Origin of the sequence: Fodinibius saliphilus (assembly GCF_005869845.1) — a bacterium.
Taxonomy (GTDB): Bacteria; Bacteroidota; Rhodothermia; order Balneolales; family Balneolaceae; genus Fodinibius; species Fodinibius saliphilus.
In genome coordinates, this window is the sequence record NZ_VAWF01000003.1 from 419,826 (window position 1) to 438,300 (window position 18,475).

An 18,475-nucleotide genomic window follows, 5' to 3' on the forward strand; every position below is an offset into this window, starting at 1 on the left:
ACTTGATTTAGGCAGAATGGATCCATTCTGATGGAGGCAATAATATTACCAAAATTTTCGGTCTAATTGAAGCGAGGTTTAATATTGTCTATTACCGATAAAAAATAATGATCATAATTTGTATCTTCAGGAATCTTTGATACATGATTAGAGGCTAACAGGATAAAAATTAATTAGGATATAGTGGAAGCAGAACAGAAACTGTTCAAAGAGGTTGAACAAAATATTCAAGAGCAGGATTTTAGTATTATTGATGGAGATCAAGAACGACCGTGGGGTGGCTTTTTCGTTATTGATGAAGGTGAAGCATCGGCATTTGCTGAGCGTTATTTCAATAATATTGCTGACGAATTAAAAAATTCGGGCAAGCTAAGTCCCAAGATTTTAGTTGTTCAACCGAATAAACGATTGTCTTGGCAATATCATCATCGCCGTGCCGAGATATGGAAGGTGATAGAGGGGCCGGTAGGCGTTATGAAGAGTGATAGTGATGAGCAAAGTGTGGTTCAAGAATATGACGAAGGAGATGTTATCAGAATTAAAAAGGGGGAGCGCCACCGATTAGTGGGGCTGCAAAATTGGGCTGTCTTAGCAGAGATATGGCAACATACGGATCCTGAAAACCCTTCGGACGAAGACGACATTGTTCGTGTGCAAGATGATTTTGGTCGTTAGTCTATTGGCCTAATAGGGAGATGAGCTGGAGCTCTGTTTAATTAGGGAGTATGGTATTTCAGCATGTCATCCAGTGTTAGTTTATTTTCATAATATGCCCGGCCTACTACAACACCATAAAGTTCTTGTTGTTCTAAAGCTTCAAGGTCTGAAGAATCAGAGACTCCTCCAGAGGCGATAAAGTTTAAATTCGGAAATTGAGATTTAAGATTTTTATACAATTCCAGATTTGGCCCTTCCAGTGTTCCGTCTTTTGAAATATCCGTACTGAGTACCGTTTGTAAGCCACGGTCAATCATTGGTTGTAGAAATTCTACTAATGTTTGATCCAGTGTTTCTAACCACCCGCTATATGCTACTTTACCATCTTTTAAATCCATTCCAAGAATGGCTCGACCTCCATAACTATCAAGTACTGAAAGCCAACTTTCTTTGTTCTTAACAGCCATTGAACTACAGATAATGTTTGAAACTCCTTTTTCAAGAAGCATAGAAGCATCATCATAGCTTCGTATACCGCCGCCTGTTTGAACAGAAATTCCCAGCTCTTGAGTGATTATTTTAATGTGCTCCAGATTTATAAATTTTCCTTCTTTGGCACCATTTAAATCAACAATGTGAATATGTTCAAAGCCTGCAGCTTTGAACTTTCGAGCTTCATCTAAAGGATTATCGTTGTATATCGTCACTTCTTCATAGTTACCTTTGTGCAAGCGTACAACTTGTCCATCTAATAAATCAATGGCGGGAATAACTTTCATTTCAGGAAGTTTTTATTATAGTTTTTTTCAAAAAAGGGAAAGTACAAATAGCACCAGAGAGTTCACAGTAAATTGTGCTAAAACTTATCTAATACGACCATTTTAGGCGAAAAAAGAAAAGGTTAGGTGCTGCAACTGTTTGGTTGAAAACGGCGCCCTTTAAAAGTTGTGACAGCAGAAGAAAGTCGAGGTTTTCAGCTACCGATACTGTCACTTGCGGAATAGTAATAAAGATGGAGCGATCAAAACTGCTTAGAAAACCTATATTTCCGCTTATTAAGGGGTGGAATTGGTAGGAACTGTTGAGGAAAAATCCTGTTTTGGCAATAAACAGGTTGTCAGCGCTTGGAGGTCGGACTAACGTAGTTAGTGGATTTCTTCGTTGGCTGTATCCGCCGTTGTATAGCATTTCACCCTGTAAATACACCCCATTGGAGAGCATGTGATCGAGTCCGGTTGTGGCCGTAAAATGGCCTGTTTCCTCAAAAAGGTCGTTTTCGGGGTGGAAGTATGAAATCTCCCCCTTGAATCCTGTATTTCCCAGGTAGCCGGCCCAACCGGCTCCTATAGTTAGCTGGTTTAGGTAATGTCCGCCGGTAAACTGGATATCGTAATTGCCCCAGTTTGTGCGGACCATCCCCGCCAGCACGGATTGCTCCCAGCTACCAGCGATGCGGTAACCAACGTCTAAGTTTGAAGCATAGCTCCAATTGTATTGCGCGCTGAAGGCATCCACACCGGGGCGTTCTTCGTAATCAAAATCCAGAAAAGCATAGTTGTTAAACAGATCATTGGGATTCCAAACAAAGGTGCGTCCCCAGTTTAGGCGCTGCCGGCCTGCATGTACCTCCCACGGACCGTTAATGTAACTAAGGTGCAGTCGGTCGATATTGGAGTGCATTAGTGAGTAGTTGGTACCAAACCATACCCAAGACCAATCAAAATAGTTGGCATCCTGTTCATAGATTTGTTTTAATCCCGGAGTGTTATTGACGGTGTAGCCATTGAGTAACCGTGTTCGTAGATCCGCCCGAAGTTCAAAGTTCTTGGATAGGTTCCATTCGGTTTCCAGCCGATGATGCAGAATGTTGTCGTAATGGATCTCTGAAAATCCATTATCTACTGATGCTCGTCCCAGTTCCTTTATGTATCCACTGATATCCAGATCGAGAGAGGATTTCTGAGCGGAGGCAGATTGTAATCTCAAAAGAAGTATGCAAATCCCGAAAAATAAATAAATAGCTTTTTTATAATGAGCCATATTAGTGTTCAATATTCTGTTATTCAGCAGGATGCTTTTTGTGTACCTCATCTTTAGCAATTTTGCCATCTACAAGAGTAATAACGCGTCGAGCACGATCTATAACCCGTTGGTCGTGAGTAGAAAATACAAAGGTCATATTTTCTTTTTTGTTTAGTTCTGCCATCATATCCAGCAAGTCCGCAGTAGATACCGAATCTAAGTTTGCCGTGGGTTCATCAGCGAGAACAAAGTCGGGGGTAGAGGAGAGGGCACGTGCAACGGCAACACGCTGCTGTTGACCGCCCGAAAGTTCAGAAGGACGTTTATTGATTTTATCGGCTAGGCCCACTTCTTCGAGTAATGCCCTGCTTTTTTCGTTGCACTCTTTCTGGGGACGTCCCTGCATCTGCATAACAAAAGCTACATTTTCGATAGCAGTGAGTACGGGAATAAGGTTATATGCCTGGAAAACGAAGCCGATATGTTGCAACCTGAAATTAATGAGTTCACTGTCGGAGAGTGCACCCAGATCAGTGCCTTTTACGATCGCTTTGCCTTCAGTAGGGCTGTCAAGTCCACCGATGATATTTAAAAGTGTGGTTTTTCCTGATCCCGATGGACCTACAATAGCAGTAAATTCCCCTATTTCAATTTTTAAATCTACGCCGTTGAGGGCGTGAACCGGAACTTGGTCTTTGTTATAAACTTTGGTTAAACCGTTGGTTTCTATGACAGGCATGATTTTCAGCTTTCGTGTTGCGGGATTCAAGGTTCAAGTTACGGGTTGGGGTTTAATGTATTACGAGAAATGTCTTAAATTTTTCTTATCGCTTCTACGGGTTTTAACTTTAGGGTTTTCCATGCCGGGTATAGGGCCGACAAGATGGCTGCGATTCCAATAAGCAGGGTGATATTTAGATAATAAACAGCATCTAAATCCGGATAGATAACCGTATCCATTCCATAAGCGTTAAGGCCTTCTGCAAAGGCACTGAGATCGATACCGATAGTTCCCAATATTGAAATAGTAATCCAGCTAAACAGTAGGCCCAGCGGGGTTCCGACCATCGTCAGGAAAAAGGTTTCTGAGAGCACCATCCCGAATAGCCGGCGTTTGTTCATTCCTACAGCCATAAGCATACCGAGTTCGTGCGTACGTTCCATTACGGCCATCAACATGGTATTGATGATGCTGAATACCAATGCAATAATAATAATGACCATAATAACGTACATGGAAACATCTGTCATGCTAAAGACATATTCGAGTTCTGGGGCAATGGTGCCCCAACTGGCTATTTTAAGATTGGGATAAGAGTTTGCCAGTTTTTCGGCTCGCCGAGGAGCTTTTGTAAAATCATCCAGTTTAAGCGTTAGCTTATGAATGAGATCATTATTGCCCAATAAACGGTTTAAGTCGCTTCGTAATACAAATACATTGCCTTTATCATAATTGGCATTAAAGGAATCAAAGATGCCGGCCACGCGAAAAGCACCTGCTGTTATATTTCCATCTACATCCTGAAAGCTGAGCACCAGTTTTGATCGCAGATTCAACTTGAGCCGTTCGGCCAATGCTTTGCCAATAAGGATGGGATTGCGGTCTATGCTTTGCAAAAAGTCGCCTTCTTTGATGTATTGTATAACAGGCGGGGTGCCAGAGTGTGTGGTATCAATACCATGTATGGTAACGCCATAGCTATTGGCAGCACTTTGTGCTAATCCCGTTGATTGACTCTCATACTCGGTTTGTAGGATATACTCTTGTTCCTCTAAGTTATTCAACAGGTGTTTTGCCTTCTCAATACTGTATTTGGGATTATATTGATCCTCAAAATCTGGATTTGTTATCTGGATATGACCTATTGTGAGATCCAGTTGGTTCTGAAGGTACCCCTGCGCCATACTGTTAAAAAAGGCGGAGATAAAAATACCGGCCCAAATTCCCAGCATTACAGCAATGATAACGACGCCACTGCGTGTAGGATTTCGCCAAATATTCTTCCATCCGAGTGCGATAATTTTTCGAAACATATCAAGATCTCATAGCGTCGATAGGGTTTAAGTTTGCGGCTTTAAGAATAGGTATGATGCTAAACAGCAGAGTGATAAAAAAGACAATCAGAGCTTGGCTGGTAAATATTTCAGGATCCGTAGAGAATTCAAGGATGGGAGCCATATTGTATTGTTCAACAGCCGAAGCCATGGCCCCTGAAAGGTCAATAGGGTTTACATTGAAGTACCATGCTACAGGAATACTGAAGAGGATGCCGAACCCTGCTCCCATTAGACTCATGAGAAGTATTTCAAAAGAAAGGATCTTAGCAATGGTGGTGCGTGGAGTTCCTACCGAGAGCATGACACCAAATTCATAGCTACGCTCTGCAATCATCATTAGCACGGTGCCTAAAATCCCAAAGCCAACAACCATATAGAGAACAAGCAGAATAATGATTCCCCCTCCTCGATCCACTTCAATAGCTTGTTTCAATTCCGGCATCATTTTTTGCCATGTTAGCACCTCGTAGTCGTTGGTCGGTAGTCTGCTTTTAAGGTATTTGGCAGTAGCATTAAGTTGGGTAGGGGTCTTCAGTTTGATAGCAATCGAAGTAAGACGGTCTTGGGCTGAAAACAGATATTGGGCTGTTTTTAACGGAAGGTAGACCAGGCTACTGTTCATTTCGGGATTGGAAAAGGAAACAGTACCCTTAATAGGATAGAGCCCGGTAGCATTCATACTGTGGTAGCCCTGACCAATAAGAACCAAGCTGTCACCGATTTGAGCGTTCAGGCGCTGCCTCAGTTTTTCACCGATAATTGCTCCTTTTTCACTGTTAGAGCTAAAGTAATTTCCTTTTTGTAGTTTTGTTTGTGGTTGACTGAGTTCTTGCTCTGCTTCTACATCGATACCCATAATCATGGCGGGCCGACTTTGCTGGCCAGTAGCTACAAGGGCATATGATTCAATACGCGGGATGATTGACCTTATATTTTTATCAGATTTAATAACCTCATAGAGGGAATCATTAATGGCCAGACTATTATTTAAAGTTGGGTTATCTTGGTAGCCTTGTTTATGAATTTGGATATAACCGGAAAAGGTGCCCACCGTATTCTCGAGCATATTATCATATTGCCCTTCTTGTGAGGAACGGGTAATGGCCGATAAAAAGACGGCAACAACAATGGAGAGCGTTGTAATAATCGTTCTTCGTTTATTCCGCCAAATATTTCGCCATGCTAATTTTATAGATAGCATATCAAAGTTGTTTAATAGGACACAGGCAATGCAGGCTAAACAGTCAAGCGCAGATAAAATTCGTGGAAACTTGCATCAGCTGTAAACCCTGCGTTTTAATCTAGGTTTTTTAGATTTTGGATGCTGAAGAATCGTTCAGCTATATCAATATTGAAAGCAATATCCTCATAAAGTAATACCGTCTTCTGGTTTTTTTTATCCATGGGAATCATCTCCATTTTTGTAGGGATGGTTCGTCCGTTCATGTTTTCAATTTGTGATCCTTCCATGACCTTTATTAATTTCCCATCCTCATTATAAAATTCGGTCCGCAGCTGCAGGTACTCTTGTTTTGATATGAAACTAATCAACTTACCCCATACGACCGGAGCTTGGGGCTTGGGTGACATTATGATCCTGTAGCACTCATAATCGCTGAGGGTACTGTCTCCGGCTATCGTATGGTTATAATCGGTGACGATAGAGGACTCTTCTACCAGATCATTATTTGAAAAGTCTGATCCCATCCAAGACTGACTCATCATAGAGGGAGGCATTTTAATCGTCCTATTGATGTTGGGTAGCCAGTTCCAGATCTCATTATCCCGTTTTAAATAGGCGGTTCCTTGATCACGGGCCGGGGCGGTAACAAGGATGAGACTATATTCAGTGCCCAGACTCCATGCTTTCATTGATACTTCGCGCTGCCAAGTGGGGCGTATGATTTTCATGGTTATCTTTGCCCGCGAGCTTTCCCCACGTATCTTTTTATCTGCTTTTTTAACAATATCAGTAGCATTTTGGGCTTGTATTATGAATGTGCAGCTAAACAAGAACAGTATAGTAGCTAAGCAATATTTTTTAATAGCCTGCATGATAGCGTAACTAATCGGTTATTCATTTGTTACTTTTTCCGTAAGCATAGCAATCTGAAATTCCAGTCTCTTAATTTCTTTAAGGATAGAATTCTTATCTATTTGCATCCAGTGCCAGAGTTTGATCATAGCGCCAAAAGTCAGTGCGATAAAAAGTACCGTCCCATACCTCAGTATCTCTGTTATACCCTCTACTATAAAAAGTTTAAATCCGCAGTAGAAGCATATTACAACAATAAATGTATGAAATATTGACATTAAGATAGCAAGCCATCCCAGCTTACCGGTATAGAGTTCTCCCCACATACTGAAAATACTTTTTTCCGTAAGATTATTATAGAACTCTGTTTCCTCTTTATCCAGAGATTCAGTAATTAATTTATCAATTTCTTCTTCTGTCATCGGTATAGTTATTTTGTCTTTATGAAATAATCTGTTTCAGTTTTTCCCGGGCATAAAACAATCGGGATTTAACTGTTCCGTTGGATATATTGAGCACACTGCTGATTTCCTGTAAAGTCAAATTATCCAAATAAAAAAGTTCAAGCACGATCCGTTGTGTGCCTGGCAGCTGTTGAATAGCGTTACGTACTTTCTGCAATTTGCTACTGCTGTTATCAGTGGTAGAACTTTTAGTTGAGGATGCCGAACGGTTTTCAATGAGGGAAGAATTCTTAGCTGACTGCTGTTTTTTCCTTATCCAATCTAAGGCTTTTCGGCGGGCGATGCTCAGTGCCCATGCTTTAAAGCTGATTTTTAGTTCCAGCTCTGGAAGTTTCTCAATAATGACATACCAACAATCTTGGGCTATGTCTTCAACAGGATTTTGCTGTTGGACTTGATAATAGATAGTCTGCTTCATAAGCGGATGAAACCTTTTAATAAGTTTTTTCAACACTTTTTTTTCTCCATTTTGGAAGCGTTGAACCAGTTCTTCATCTGATTGTTGTTTATCCGTAGTATCCATCACTCATCTATATAGTCGAATGAAAACTGAAAAGGTTCAAAATTATTTTCATCTCTTGATTGATGAAGTTGTTCTACTCAAATAGTATTTACTGAGCTTCTTAAAAGCAATATTGGTTATAAAATAGATGGAATGGAAGAAGGAATAGGGGGGGATAATACCTTCCCTTTTCGCTGGTTGCAGAAAGGAAAGGTATTATCAAGAGCTTCTGATCAATATTTATTTGGGAAGTTGTAGAGGTAAATGGCCGATAGTAGGTAATAGGGTGGTATTAGGTATAAGAGTTATTGACCATCTTGATATATAGAATAAAGGAAATTCTGCAAAAGTAAAGCCCCGGCTTTTCCCGATTTTTCGGGATGGAACTGGGTGCCCATATAATTATCTTTACAAACGACAGCGGTAAAGTCTTTTATATAATGGCAACTAGCTAAGGTATAATCATTGACAGGCGCAAAGTAGCTATGTACAAAGTAGAAATACTCCGATGTGCCAAAGCTACTAACCAAGGAATGGTTCTTGGCAACTTTAGAAAAAGTATTCCATCCCATATGGGGTACTTTGTCTACCGAAGAATCAAACTTCTTTAATTGACCCGGAATGATTCCAAGTCCCTGAGAGTCACCCTCTTCCGAGGATTCATATAATAGTTGCATGCCCAGACAGATGCCAAGCACCGGCTTGTCTGTATTTATTAACCACTGGTCCAGGTTGTTTTTCTGCAGAGATTCCATTGCCGGTTCTGCATGACCAACACCTGGAAAAATAATGCCATCCGAATCATCCAGCTCACCAGTGTTATTAGTAATGATATGGGGTTCGTTCAGGCGTTTAAGAGCATTGGATACTGATGCTAAGTTGCCGGCTTCATAATTAATAATTGCGATCATTATCAGAGTAAGTCTTTAGTGCTGGGTAAAATGTTAGCATTACGTTCATTTCGGCTTATGGCAGCACGCAAGCAGCGTGCAAAAGCTTTAAAACTAGCCTCAATTTTATGATGGTCGTTTTCACCTTCTACTGAAATATTTAGTGTGGCCTTGAGGTTCATCGCCAGAGAGTAAAAAAAGTGTTCCGTCATTTCAGTTGGGAAATCTCCTACATATTCTCGCTTTAAGTTTCCTTCAAAGACAAGGTAGGGGCGCCCCGAGAAATCCAGTGCTACCGTCGCCAATGTCTCATCCATAGGCAACGCAAAACCATAGCGCTGGATTCCCACTTTATTTCCCAATGCTTTACTGATAGCTTCTCCCAGGGTGATTGCTACATCTTCAATTGTATGATGTTCATCAATAGCGAGGTCGCCGTCACAGGATATATCTAGATCTACTAGCCCATGTTTTGCAATCTGTTCCAGCATATGGTCGAAAAAGCCCAGCCCTGTAGAAATATTACTTTTCCCTGTACCATCAAGGTTTACACTGATGGAGATGTCAGTCTCAGAAGTAGTACGCTCAACGGTTGCTTTTCGCGTTGGGAAACAGATTTTTTTACTCAGAGATATCCAGTTTTCTGCAGATTCCACTTCATTACCCTCTTCATCAATAGCTTTTAAAAGCTTATCTTCGGTGATAACTTGAAGGGCTATTTCCTCGGAACTGGTTCCTGTAGCAGATATTTTCTCATTTTCTAAGAGATCAAGTTCCAGTTTAGATAGGTTGTCAGTAATAAAAAAGAGTGTATGCCCCAGCTGTTGTAGCCTTTTAAGACCGTATAAAGCACCGGGCCACAATAACTCAGTTTCAGATCCGGAAAGCGCTTCTGTCGATATTCGAATGTTCATTGTACTATCTCTTTTAAAGCTGAGATTAAACGTTCATTTTCATCCGGTGTTCCTACGGTAATACGCAGACAGTTATCACAATGCGGTTCATTACCACGGTATCTCACGATAATATTTTTCTTGGCCAGTTGTTGGTAGATCATGCGAGCCTCATCAATTTTGACTAACAAAAAGTTTGCATCACTGGGAAAAATATGTTTGACAGCACTGAGCTGTTCCAACTTATTGTGTAGTTGTTTTCGTTCCCTTTTGATCGCTTCAATATGGAATTTTACTGTTTCCCAGTTTTGAAGTCCATTAATAGCCAGTTCGGAGGTAGGTTTATTAATATTATATGGTGCTTTTACCTTCATCATATAGTTGATAATATCTTCCTGAGCGTAACTGATTCCAAGTCTGATTCCTGCCAGCCCCAGTGATTTTGATACCGTTTGTAAAACTACAAGGTTTGGATATTTAGCTATTTTTGAAGTCCAGCTAGGTCCTTCGCTAAAGTCGATATAGGCCTCATCCACCACCACAATACCGGGAAACTCTTCCACAAGTTGTTCTACTTTGTCAGTTTTAAAAGTATTGCCTGTTGGATTATTAGGGGAACAAAGAAATAGAATCTTTGTATGCGGCGTTACCGCATTTAGGATGGCCTGCACTCGTGGCTGGAAAGTTTCTTCTTCCAGCAATACCTCATCAATTGAAATATCATGGATATTAGCAGATACGGTATACATTCCATATGTAGGAGGGACCGTCAGTATGCGATCTTTTCCGGGAGTGCAGAAAATGCGAAATAATAGGTCGATGCCTTCGTCGCTTCCTACCCCCACAAATACATTCTCCTTTCGAACACCCCGCCATTCTGCAATGAGTTGTCGCAGTTTTTTTTGGGATGGATCCGGATAGCGATGCAGTTTACTGTCGTCGTTAAACGGTGCTCCCAAGCTATTTTCATTAGCATCCAGTAGCAAACCTTCTTCATAATCTTCGCGAGCACTGTGGTAGGGTTCAAGTTGTTGAATATTAGGACGCACAAAATTTTCAATATTAAATGAACTGCTCATTATCTTAAAAAATATTTGTTGTTTTACTTGTTAATATCGGCAAGACGAATAGAAACCGCATTCCTGTGGCCCTGTAACTTTTCGAGTTCTGCTAACTTTTCAACGGCAGGTCCTACATTTTGCAAGCCTTCCCTAGAGATCTGTTGAACAGTGATCTGCTTGATGAATGAGTCTATCGATACTCCACTATACATACGGGCATAGCCGTAAGTTGGCAATGTGTGGTTGGTGCCCGAGGCATAGTCACCGGCACTTTCCGGTGTCCAGGGGCCTAAGAATATGGATCCGGCATTGGTAATATCCTCAACCAATACTTCTGGTTGGTTGCATTGAATAATCAGGTGTTCGGGGGCATATTTATTGGAGAAAGCTACCGCATCTTCAAGAGTGCGCGTAACTAAGCTAAAGCTTTGAGTAATAGCTTGTTTAGCCACATATTTGCGCGGAAGTTGATCGAGTTGTTTTTCCAGTTCCTGTTGGCAGGCTGCCAAGTCAAAACTTTCCGTAGCTACCAGCACCACCTGGCTATCTTCACCATGTTCGGCCTGTGACAATAGATCGGCAGCGACAAAGGCCGGTTTTGCTGTTTTATCCGCAATAACCAGTACTTCAGACGGCCCGGCCGGCATATCGATAGCTATTTGCGCCTCACTGTTTTGCAGCATCATTTTAGCTGCCGTAACGTACTGATTGCCGGGACCCAATATTTTGTCCACTTTAGGTACAGATTCTGTACCTAGAGCCATTCCAGCCACTGCTTGTGCCCCACCGGCTTTAAGCAAGTTCACAGCTCCAATTTTTTGCGCGATATAGATCATTTCGTCAGCTATACTACCATCTTCTTGAGGCGGTGTTGCCACAACAATCGTAGAGCAACCGGCCAACATAGCAGGGATCCCCAGCATCATCAAGGTAGAGGGTAAAATAGCCGTGCCTCCGGGCACATATAAACCAACCCGTTCAATAGGGCGTGATATGCGTTTACATTGCACGCCGGGCATGGTTTCTACTTCCAGTTTCGAGGGGAGCTGCGCCTTATGGAATTCATAGATATTATTGAATGCGGTATCTATGGCCTTTTTAACTCCATCATTTAAATTGATCTGTTGATTATCAGGATTGATAACCAACGGATCAGGGGTAACGTCATCAAACTTAGCTGTAAAATAGTTGACTCCTGCGTCACCATCCTCCGTAACACGCTTAATAATAGGCTCAACCTGTTCAAAGATGGCGTTGAAATCCATCTTCGGTCGCTGACAGAGCTTTCGTAGCTGTTCTTCCGTTAACTTACTGTAGGTATACTGTTTCATAGTTACAATATCATACTTTCAATAGGAAGGATAACAATACCACTTGCTCCTTCTGCTTTTAATTTTTCCATAACAACCCAAAATTCATCAATGGGGATAACGGTATGAATAGCAACCATACCATTATCAGCTAATGGCATTACAGTTGGGCTTTTAAGAGAAGGAATAATCTCCTTAATCTTGGGTACGGAGTCTTGAGGAGCGTTCATCATAATATAACGACTGCGTTCGGCCTGTTGGTGGCCGTCCATTCGTTGCAGGAATTTTTCGATAAGCTTTTTCTTTCCCGGCGATAATTTTTTATTGGTTTGGATGAGTTCTGTTTCTGACTCCAGTATCGTGATCAGTTCTTGCAAACCGTTGGCTTTAAGCGTGTTGCCGGTTGACACGATATCACAGATAGCATCAGCGACTTCGAGTCGGGGTGCAATTTCAACGGCACCCGATATTGTTACCACATTGGTGTCTATCCCCTTTTCTTCGAAGAAGTCGCGAGTTAGTTTTGGGTAGCTGGTAGCAATAGTTTTGCCTTCAAAGTCACTTACAGATTGGATATCCCCATCTTTGCGGGCAGCTAAAGAAAGGCGACAGACACCATAATCCAATCCTCTAAGTACGGTGACATCCGCACCTTTTTCTTGTGTTTCATTTGCACCTACAAATCCGAGGTCACAAACTCCATCTTGAACATATTCGGGAATGTCATCATCTCGAATAAGGAGCAGTTCGACATCAAAATTTCGGCATTTGACCAAGAGATTACGTTTGTAATCATCAAATCTGAGTCCAATGCCTTTGAGTAGGTCAATCGTTTTATCGGTTAAACGTCCTGATTTTTGAATAGCAATACGTAGTGAAGTATTAGAGTCTGCAGTGCGTTGCATAACAATGAGATATAGTAATTTGTTGTTTGGGAAAATACTAAGAATAATAAGAGACGGGGTAGCCTAAGCTACATATAGAGATGCTATCGACGGTGGGAACCGCCGTGATGGAGGTGAGAGTGGATATGGAGTTGTCGTTTTAGCATCAGGGCAAATATACAAAATTTTCTGAACCCATCCACAGAAATAATGGTCTTTACATTTATTTAATTTTAAAGTCTGCGATTTGAGTAAGTCGCTTTAAAAACAAAAGGCCCTTGTCTTTCAACAAGAGCCTTTTGCGTATATGTTAACCTTGAGGGGTTAAAGGGAAATTATTAATTGGATTTAAGTTCAATGGTACCCAATTCTGTTTCTTCACCGCTCTCTACTTCGATACCGGTTTGGGTAGAATCAGTGTACTGGTCGCTACTGGGATCAAAACCTACATCATAAGTTGCTTCTTGCAGGCCAATAATTGTGAAGTTCCCATTGTCAGCAGTAATAGTTGATGTAACAGTATCTTCACCGCTTATTGCCATTACATTGGTGTTGAAGTCAGAAGGTTGAACAGTACCAGAAATGGATCCTGTTTCCGCCAGAGAAACAGCACGAAGAACAGGTTTAAGTAGATATCCGCCATTTCCTTTTTTAACTATAGAACGAGCTGCATCGAAATCGACCAAGAGTGTATAATTAGAACCATCCTCAACTTCGGCATTAACATTGAGTTTTAGTCCTGACTGTTGGGAACTGGGGGTCTGCAGTTCCTGAGTTTTACCATCAACAGTGACGGTATTGTCATCGCCCAGAATAAATCGAATCTGTTCATAAGTACCTGCTTCTAATTCTTCGGTACCTAACATAATGGTGTTGCCATTTGTTAACTCAAGAAGGTTAACCTTCATGGATTGGTCCATAATTGTGACCCATCCATCTTCCTCGGCTTCTTCATCGGATTCTGAACTGTCGGTTTCTGCGGTCTCACCGTTATTAACCCGTACGCTGTTTATAGTCACATTCACAGAATCGTAATTGGCAGGGGCATCGGTCAATGCTACAGACATAGTACCTGTACCACCATTTTCGCTAGTGGTATCGCAAGAAGTGATTCCAAAAATAAGTGCAATTGATAGTGTAATAAGTAGCGTAATATTTTTCATAATAGTTAGTCAACTTTTTCGTATTCGTATTTCATGCTTTTTAATTGGCAGTAGGCAAGAAATGTTTCACTTAATTGTAGGGGAATTTGCCTTAGAATGGGGTTGGACAATTAACCTGGTTGATTAATACAGTATTGTGTTCGTTTATGCATATATGGTTGCTACCATAACGATAAGGAGGAGCGTAAAAAGGGTGAACTGGATGATAGGATTGGAAACAATTTTTTTCTGCATCTGATTGCTGTTTATTCCAAGTTAGAGCTGTTACTATCACGTAGTTGAACTTGAAAAAAAATAAATTGTTCCGAAATTTTTAGAAATGTAAGGGTATTGCCAATTTAAGTAAGCTATATAAGCAAACTATTATCATTTAATGATTGAACTATTACGGTGAAACAATTATTCTTAGACCCAAACAACTGAAACTGATATTGAAAGCTTTATTATGATTACAACTGCTCAATTTACTTATATCCCTCTAAAAGCATCTGACCCCCGTGAAAGTGTAGACTTTTTGTTAGAGTTAGTGGCGCAACATGATGTTGAGGTTGATGTAAACTATATGTCAACAAGTGTGCGCGGTGAGACAGAAGTGGTTTTTGAGCTCATCCATGAGATGTATAATACAATGACGATAGAAAAAGAAGAGTTTCGTTTTCACGTAGAACTGTTGAGTCCAGTTGCAGAAGATAAAGATCCGGTTGAGATTCCAACTGAAGATGACTAACAGCGTGATTCTCATTTTTAAAGCCCAATACTGTTAAGGTGTTGGGCTTTTTTTATGGAATAAAAGTAGTTTTTACTCGTATGAATATATTGTGCAATACCACTACCATTTTTGTATCTTTAGCGTTCTTTTGAGAAAGCCAAAATGCTGTTGACGGCACACCTTTATGACTCAGATACGCAACTTTAGTATTATCGCCCACATCGATCACGGTAAATCGACACTCGCAGATCGCCTGCTAGAGCGTACCGGTGCTATCACCGAACGCGAAATGCAGGAGCAGATTCTCGACGATATGGATCTGGAGCGGGAGCGTGGTATTACCATTAAGAGTCATGCTATTAAGATGGATTACGAGCGCCCAAGCGGCGAGCGTGTGATTTTTAACCTTATCGATACTCCCGGTCACGTGGATTTTGCTTATGAGGTATCGCGTGCTTTAAAAGCATGTGAAGGGGCATTACTTGTGGTCGATGCATCACAAGGAATTGAGGCACAGACAATATCAACGCTTTATCAAGCCATGGAGCAGGATCTGGAAATTGTGCCCGTACTTAATAAAATTGATCTTCCGGGAGCTGATCCGGAAGGAGTAGGACAGCAGATCGTAGATCTTATTGGATGTGACCATGATGAGATTTTAGAAGTCTCAGGAAAGACTGGTGAAGGAGTTGATGAACTGCTTGAGGCCATTGTAGAACGCATACCTCCACCGGGACGAGAAGATGAAAAACCGCTGCGAGCTCTTATCTTTGATTCTATTCACGACAGTTACCGTGGTTCCATTGTGTATGTTCGTGTAATGGAAGGTGCCTTAAATAAAGGGGACGGCATTCGTTTTATGGCTACCGATAAAGAGTATGAGGCCGAAGAGATTGGGTTTTTAAAGCTTACGAAAGAAAAAACGGATAGGTTAGAGGCCGGTGATGTGGGATATATCGTCGGAAGTGTAAAGTCACTGGATGATGCCAGGGTTGGTGATACGGTGACAAGAACTGATAATCCTGCTGATGAACCTATTCCCGGTTACCAGGAGCCTAAACCAATGGTATTTAGTGGAATCTTCCCTACTCAATCTGATGATTTTGAAGATCTGCGGTCGGCTTTGGAAAAGTTACAGCTTAATGATGCTTCACTAACCTATCAGCCGGAAACTTCTGAAGCTCTTGGTTTTGGATTTCGTGCTGGTTTTTTGGGAATGCTGCATATGGAAATTGTACAAGAACGGCTGGACCGAGAATTTAATATCGATATTATCACTACCGTACCTAATGTTGAATATGAGGTGATGGTGACTAAACGTGGGGAACAGGAAAAGGTGCTTGTCGATAATCCCAGTGAGATGCCAGATCCCGGTGATGTTGATGTTGTGTATGAGCCTTATATAAAGGCCAGCATTTTAACGCCATCTGATTATATTGGTCCTGTAATGACGTTATGTCAAGAAAAAAGAGGCAAGTACGTTAATCAAATCCATATGCAAAGCCAGCGGGTTGAAATTAAATATGAACTTCCGATGGCAGAAGTGGTATTCGATTTTTACGATCGATTAAAAAGTGGAACCAGGGGATATGCATCTCTGGATTATGATTTCTTGGAATATCGTGAAGGGGATTTGGTACGGCTGGATATTTTACTAAATAAAGAGCCAGTAGATGCGTTATCAAGCATTATCCATCGTGATAAGGCCTACGAATTGGGACGAAAGCTATGTAAAAAGCTTAAAGAATTGATCGATAGACACCAGTTTGAGGTACCCATACAGGCAGCTATTGGTTCAAATGTTATTGCCCGTGAAACCATACCGGCAATACGGAAAGATGTTACAGCTAAATGTTATGGTGGTGATGTTTCTCGAAAAAGAAAGTTATTGGAGAAACAGAAAGAGGGTAAGAAACGTATGAAGCAGGTAGGTACAGTTGAAGTGCCACAAGAGGCATTTCTTGCTGTACTTTCGATGGATGATGATCAATAAATTTCAACGGAAATATTTAGGTGTAAAAAGTCAAATGGCTACAGCAAATAAAACCATTACTTTCTTAACGCTAGTCTTAAAGAGAAGTCTGCAATCGATTTTACCGATCGTATTTGTTGTTCTATTTACTACTGTTGGTTTTGCCCAGTTTGAGGAACCCGACTTCGAGAAGGTGGATACCAAGGATGCCAAATGGTTCATGAAGAAGTTTGAAGATGTTAGCTGGACTGGTCGCGGACTATATCGAAAGACCGATCTGGATGGCACCCAAACCAATGAAATTAGAGCACGACTTCAAACAGTTTTTGGGAACCCCACAAAAACATTGGAAGACTTGATAAGCACAGAAGGTTTTCGCCCCGGACAAGCGATACAGTTTGAATATTGGTTTACAGTGAATGACAGTATTCCTTTGATGGTCTTGGATGTTGATGGACCTTTTACAGATGGATTGGTTTTTGGGGGAGCTAGCAAATATATAGATTTGATGCCCCAGATTAAGCGAACATTTGCCAAGAAATTGCTAGAGGTAAAGGCTTTGGATCCATTCCAGGATTATTTTTATTCTCCCGAACGAGAACAATGGTTTAAAGTGGCCTATAGGAATGGGAAGTATAAGACGAAAGAAATTTCATCGCCTGAAGGGATGGAAATCGATTTTGACTATTAATAAACGAATCTTTAATTACAGCTATTAACGATTTAAAGGAGTAACATTGGCAGATCAACTTTCAAAAGAGGAGCGCAAAAAGCGGCGCGAAAAAAGAAATAACCAAAATGAAAAGGCTAAAAGCTGGTTGCGAGAGTGGCTTGATGCCTTGATGTTTGCGGCTGTTGCAGCACTCATTATCCGTACTTTTTTCTTTGAGGCATATCGCATTCCTACTCCCTCAATGGAGAAAACATTACTTACGGGTGATTTTCTCATTGTTTCTAAAATAAATTATGGACCTCGTACGCCTATGGTCTTGGGAGTTCCTTTTACTAACATCCATTTACCTGGCCTAGTATTACCTTGGACACGTCTGCCCGGTTTTGAAGAAGTTGAGAGAAATGATATTGTTGTATTTAATTATCCCATAGATTTAGCACCTATTGCAGCTAAAACAAATTATATTAAACGGGCGGTTGGTATGCCCGGTGACTCTTTATATCTCGATGATGCACAACTGTATGTAAACGGTGAAAAGGCTACGCCTTTCCCCGGTATACAGCAGACCTATACTGTGAAGGTTCGAGATCGGGTGCGATTGAGTCCGGCAAAAGTAAAAGCGGCAGGTGCTCAGCTTTATCGACAGCAGGGCAGCAATGGCTATCGCGTAAATATGACGAAACAGATAGCAGAAAAAATGAGTCAGTGGCCTGAAGTCACCAGTGTAGACCCTTTTGTATTGCCTGAAGATTTTAACGAGTTTCGACAGAGTAAATTTAATTTCTCTTCCGGCTTTAATAATCATCACCACCTTTCTCCGTTTAAAGTACCTTCTGCCGGTGATACTGTGAGTCTAACTCCTGAAAACTATCATATCTATGAGAACATTATTACCAGATACGAGGGTAACAATGTGGAGCAAAATGCTGATCAGTTTATTATTAATGGTGAGGAGACAAATAAGTATACTATCCAGCAGGATTATTACTTTGTGATGGGAGATAACCGGGATAACAGTGAAGATAGCCGGTTCTGGGGATTTGTACCTCAGTCGCATATTGTAGGAAAGGCAGGCATGATCTATTTTTCTTGGGATAGCGAACGTTGGTTCCCGCGTTTCGGTCGTCTATTGGATGTTATTCATGACTAAAATGGGATATTTTGTTCCGGAGTCGGTAGTAA

At 41.2% G+C, this 18,475-nt stretch carries 19 protein-coding genes; 5 read left to right on the plus strand and 14 right to left on the minus strand.

Going from position 1 to position 18,475, the window contains the following annotated elements; translation table 11 throughout:
- Positions 1 to 180 precede the first annotated feature (180 nt).
- Entirely contained in the window at positions 181 to 675 is a 495-nt protein-coding gene (locus FCN14_RS12415) for a cupin domain-containing protein (protein WP_138431592.1), read from the plus strand.
- A 41-nt stretch (positions 676 to 716) separates the two neighbouring features.
- Here FCN14_RS12415 and hisA read toward each other — a convergent pair whose 3' ends face one another.
- From hisA to FCN14_RS12485, 14 genes are all read right to left on the minus strand, one after another.
- Positions 717 to 1,436, minus strand: a complete 720-nt coding sequence (hisA, locus tag FCN14_RS12420) for a 1-(5-phosphoribosyl)-5-[(5-phosphoribosylamino)methylideneamino]imidazole-4-carboxamide isomerase (RefSeq protein WP_138431593.1) — start codon at positions 1,434 to 1,436, stop codon at positions 717 to 719.
- Positions 1,437 to 1,524: 88 nt separating this feature from the next.
- Positions 1,525 to 2,643 carry a hypothetical protein gene (locus FCN14_RS12425; protein ID WP_138431594.1) on the minus strand — a complete coding sequence of 373 codons (1,119 nt, stop codon included), beginning with the start codon at positions 2,641 to 2,643 and terminating at the stop codon, positions 1,525 to 1,527.
- A gap of 73 nt (positions 2,644 to 2,716) precedes the next feature.
- Positions 2,717 to 3,418 (minus strand): ABC transporter ATP-binding protein, encoded by a 702-nt coding sequence (locus FCN14_RS12430; protein ID WP_138431595.1) that lies wholly within the window; start codon positions 3,416 to 3,418, stop codon positions 2,717 to 2,719.
- A gap of 74 nt (positions 3,419 to 3,492) precedes the next feature.
- Positions 3,493 to 4,713 (minus strand): ABC transporter permease, encoded by a 1,221-nt coding sequence (locus FCN14_RS12435; protein ID WP_138431596.1) that lies wholly within the window; start codon positions 4,711 to 4,713, stop codon positions 3,493 to 3,495.
- A gap of 1 nt (position 4,714) precedes the next feature.
- The gene (locus tag FCN14_RS12440) at positions 4,715 to 5,938 is read right to left on the minus strand and encodes an ABC transporter permease (protein WP_138431597.1); all 1,224 of its coding nucleotides are present in this window, start codon (positions 5,936 to 5,938) and stop codon (positions 4,715 to 4,717) included.
- A gap of 95 nt (positions 5,939 to 6,033) precedes the next feature.
- Positions 6,034 to 6,792, minus strand: a complete 759-nt coding sequence (locus FCN14_RS12445; protein WP_138431598.1) for an outer membrane lipoprotein-sorting protein — start codon at positions 6,790 to 6,792, stop codon at positions 6,034 to 6,036.
- A gap of 18 nt (positions 6,793 to 6,810) precedes the next feature.
- Complete coding sequence (locus FCN14_RS12450) at positions 6,811 to 7,194, minus strand: DUF6768 family protein (protein ID WP_138431599.1); 384 nt, start codon at positions 7,192 to 7,194, stop codon at positions 6,811 to 6,813.
- A 19-nt stretch (positions 7,195 to 7,213) separates the two neighbouring features.
- A complete protein-coding gene (locus tag FCN14_RS12455; protein WP_138431600.1) occupies positions 7,214 to 7,759 on the minus strand; it encodes an RNA polymerase sigma factor in 546 nt (181 codons plus the stop codon).
- A gap of 284 nt (positions 7,760 to 8,043) precedes the next feature.
- The gene (gene hisH, locus FCN14_RS12460; RefSeq protein ID WP_212747640.1) at positions 8,044 to 8,649 is read right to left on the minus strand and encodes an imidazole glycerol phosphate synthase subunit HisH; all 606 of its coding nucleotides are present in this window, start codon (positions 8,647 to 8,649) and stop codon (positions 8,044 to 8,046) included.
- A gap of 2 nt (positions 8,650 to 8,651) precedes the next feature.
- On the minus strand, positions 8,652 to 9,542 hold the full coding sequence (gene hisB / locus FCN14_RS12465; RefSeq protein ID WP_138431602.1) for an imidazoleglycerol-phosphate dehydratase HisB: 891 nt from the start codon (positions 9,540 to 9,542) through the stop codon (positions 8,652 to 8,654).
- Entirely contained in the window at positions 9,539 to 10,600 is a 1,062-nt protein-coding gene (hisC, locus tag FCN14_RS12470; protein WP_138431603.1) for a histidinol-phosphate transaminase, read from the minus strand. The genes hisB and hisC overlap by 4 nt, the downstream gene beginning before the upstream one ends.
- Positions 10,601 to 10,623: 23 nt before the next feature.
- Entirely contained in the window at positions 10,624 to 11,913 is a 1,290-nt protein-coding gene (gene hisD / locus FCN14_RS12475; RefSeq protein WP_138431604.1) for a histidinol dehydrogenase, read from the minus strand.
- A 2-nt stretch (positions 11,914 to 11,915) separates the two neighbouring features.
- Positions 11,916 to 12,797 (minus strand): ATP phosphoribosyltransferase, encoded by an 882-nt coding sequence (gene hisG, locus FCN14_RS12480; RefSeq protein ID WP_138431605.1) that lies wholly within the window; start codon positions 12,795 to 12,797, stop codon positions 11,916 to 11,918.
- 317 nt (positions 12,798 to 13,114) lie between these two features.
- Positions 13,115 to 13,939, minus strand: coding sequence for a DUF4382 domain-containing protein (locus FCN14_RS12485; RefSeq protein ID WP_138431606.1), 825 nt, complete (start codon positions 13,937 to 13,939; stop codon positions 13,115 to 13,117).
- Positions 13,940 to 14,384: 445 nt separating this feature from the next.
- Between FCN14_RS12485 and FCN14_RS12490 the strand changes: the two genes are divergently transcribed.
- The 4 genes from FCN14_RS12490 (at position 14,385) to lepB (ending at position 18,443) form a co-directional block, all read left to right on the plus strand.
- Positions 14,385 to 14,666: a thiamine-binding protein gene (locus FCN14_RS12490; RefSeq protein ID WP_138431607.1), complete on the plus strand. Its 282-nt coding sequence runs from the start codon at positions 14,385 to 14,387 to the stop codon at positions 14,664 to 14,666.
- A gap of 166 nt (positions 14,667 to 14,832) precedes the next feature.
- Positions 14,833 to 16,641, plus strand: coding sequence for a translation elongation factor 4 (gene lepA / locus FCN14_RS12495; RefSeq protein WP_138431608.1), 1,809 nt, complete (start codon positions 14,833 to 14,835; stop codon positions 16,639 to 16,641).
- 34 nt (positions 16,642 to 16,675) lie between these two features.
- A complete protein-coding gene (locus tag FCN14_RS12500; RefSeq protein WP_246043165.1) occupies positions 16,676 to 17,311 on the plus strand; it encodes a hypothetical protein in 636 nt (211 codons plus the stop codon).
- A 46-nt stretch (positions 17,312 to 17,357) separates the two neighbouring features.
- On the plus strand, positions 17,358 to 18,443 hold the full coding sequence (gene lepB / locus FCN14_RS12505; protein ID WP_246043166.1) for a signal peptidase I: 1,086 nt from the start codon (positions 17,358 to 17,360) through the stop codon (positions 18,441 to 18,443).
- Positions 18,444 to 18,475 lie beyond the last annotated feature (32 nt).

What these genes read in the sequence shown, in the direction of transcription:
- hisA (WP_138431593.1), bottom strand. Translation starts at nt 1,436, where the DNA reads ATGAAAGTTATTCCCGCCATTGATTTATTAGATGGACAAGTTGTACGC.
- hisC (WP_138431603.1), bottom strand. Translation starts at nt 10,600, where the DNA reads ATGAGCAGTTCATTTAATATTGAAAATTTTGTGCGTCCTAATATTCAA.
- FCN14_RS12435 (WP_138431596.1), bottom strand. Translation starts at nt 4,713, where the DNA reads ATGTTTCGAAAAATTATCGCACTCGGATGGAAGAATATTTGGCGAAAT.
- hisB (WP_138431602.1), bottom strand. Translation starts at nt 9,542, where the DNA reads ATGAACATTCGAATATCGACAGAAGCGCTTTCCGGATCTGAAACTGAG.
- FCN14_RS12450 (WP_138431599.1), bottom strand. Translation starts at nt 7,194, where the DNA reads ATGACAGAAGAAGAAATTGATAAATTAATTACTGAATCTCTGGATAAA.
- FCN14_RS12430 (WP_138431595.1), bottom strand. Translation starts at nt 3,418, where the DNA reads ATGCCTGTCATAGAAACCAACGGTTTAACCAAAGTTTATAACAAAGAC.
- lepA (WP_138431608.1), top strand. Translation starts at nt 14,833, where the DNA reads ATGACTCAGATACGCAACTTTAGTATTATCGCCCACATCGATCACGGT.
- hisG (WP_138431605.1), bottom strand. Translation starts at nt 12,797, where the DNA reads ATGCAACGCACTGCAGACTCTAATACTTCACTACGTATTGCTATTCAA.
- FCN14_RS12455 (WP_138431600.1), bottom strand. Translation starts at nt 7,759, where the DNA reads ATGGATACTACGGATAAACAACAATCAGATGAAGAACTGGTTCAACGC.
- hisH (WP_212747640.1), bottom strand. Translation starts at nt 8,649, where the DNA reads ATGATCGCAATTATTAATTATGAAGCCGGCAACTTAGCATCAGTATCC.
- FCN14_RS12500 (WP_246043165.1), top strand. Translation starts at nt 16,676, where the DNA reads ATGGCTACAGCAAATAAAACCATTACTTTCTTAACGCTAGTCTTAAAG.
- hisD (WP_138431604.1), bottom strand. Translation starts at nt 11,913, where the DNA reads ATGAAACAGTATACCTACAGTAAGTTAACGGAAGAACAGCTACGAAAG.
- FCN14_RS12440 (WP_138431597.1), bottom strand. Translation starts at nt 5,938, where the DNA reads ATGCTATCTATAAAATTAGCATGGCGAAATATTTGGCGGAATAAACGA.
- FCN14_RS12485 (WP_138431606.1), bottom strand. Translation starts at nt 13,939, where the DNA reads ATGAAAAATATTACGCTACTTATTACACTATCAATTGCACTTATTTTT.
- FCN14_RS12445 (WP_138431598.1), bottom strand. Translation starts at nt 6,792, where the DNA reads ATGCAGGCTATTAAAAAATATTGCTTAGCTACTATACTGTTCTTGTTT.
- FCN14_RS12490 (WP_138431607.1), top strand. Translation starts at nt 14,385, where the DNA reads ATGATTACAACTGCTCAATTTACTTATATCCCTCTAAAAGCATCTGAC.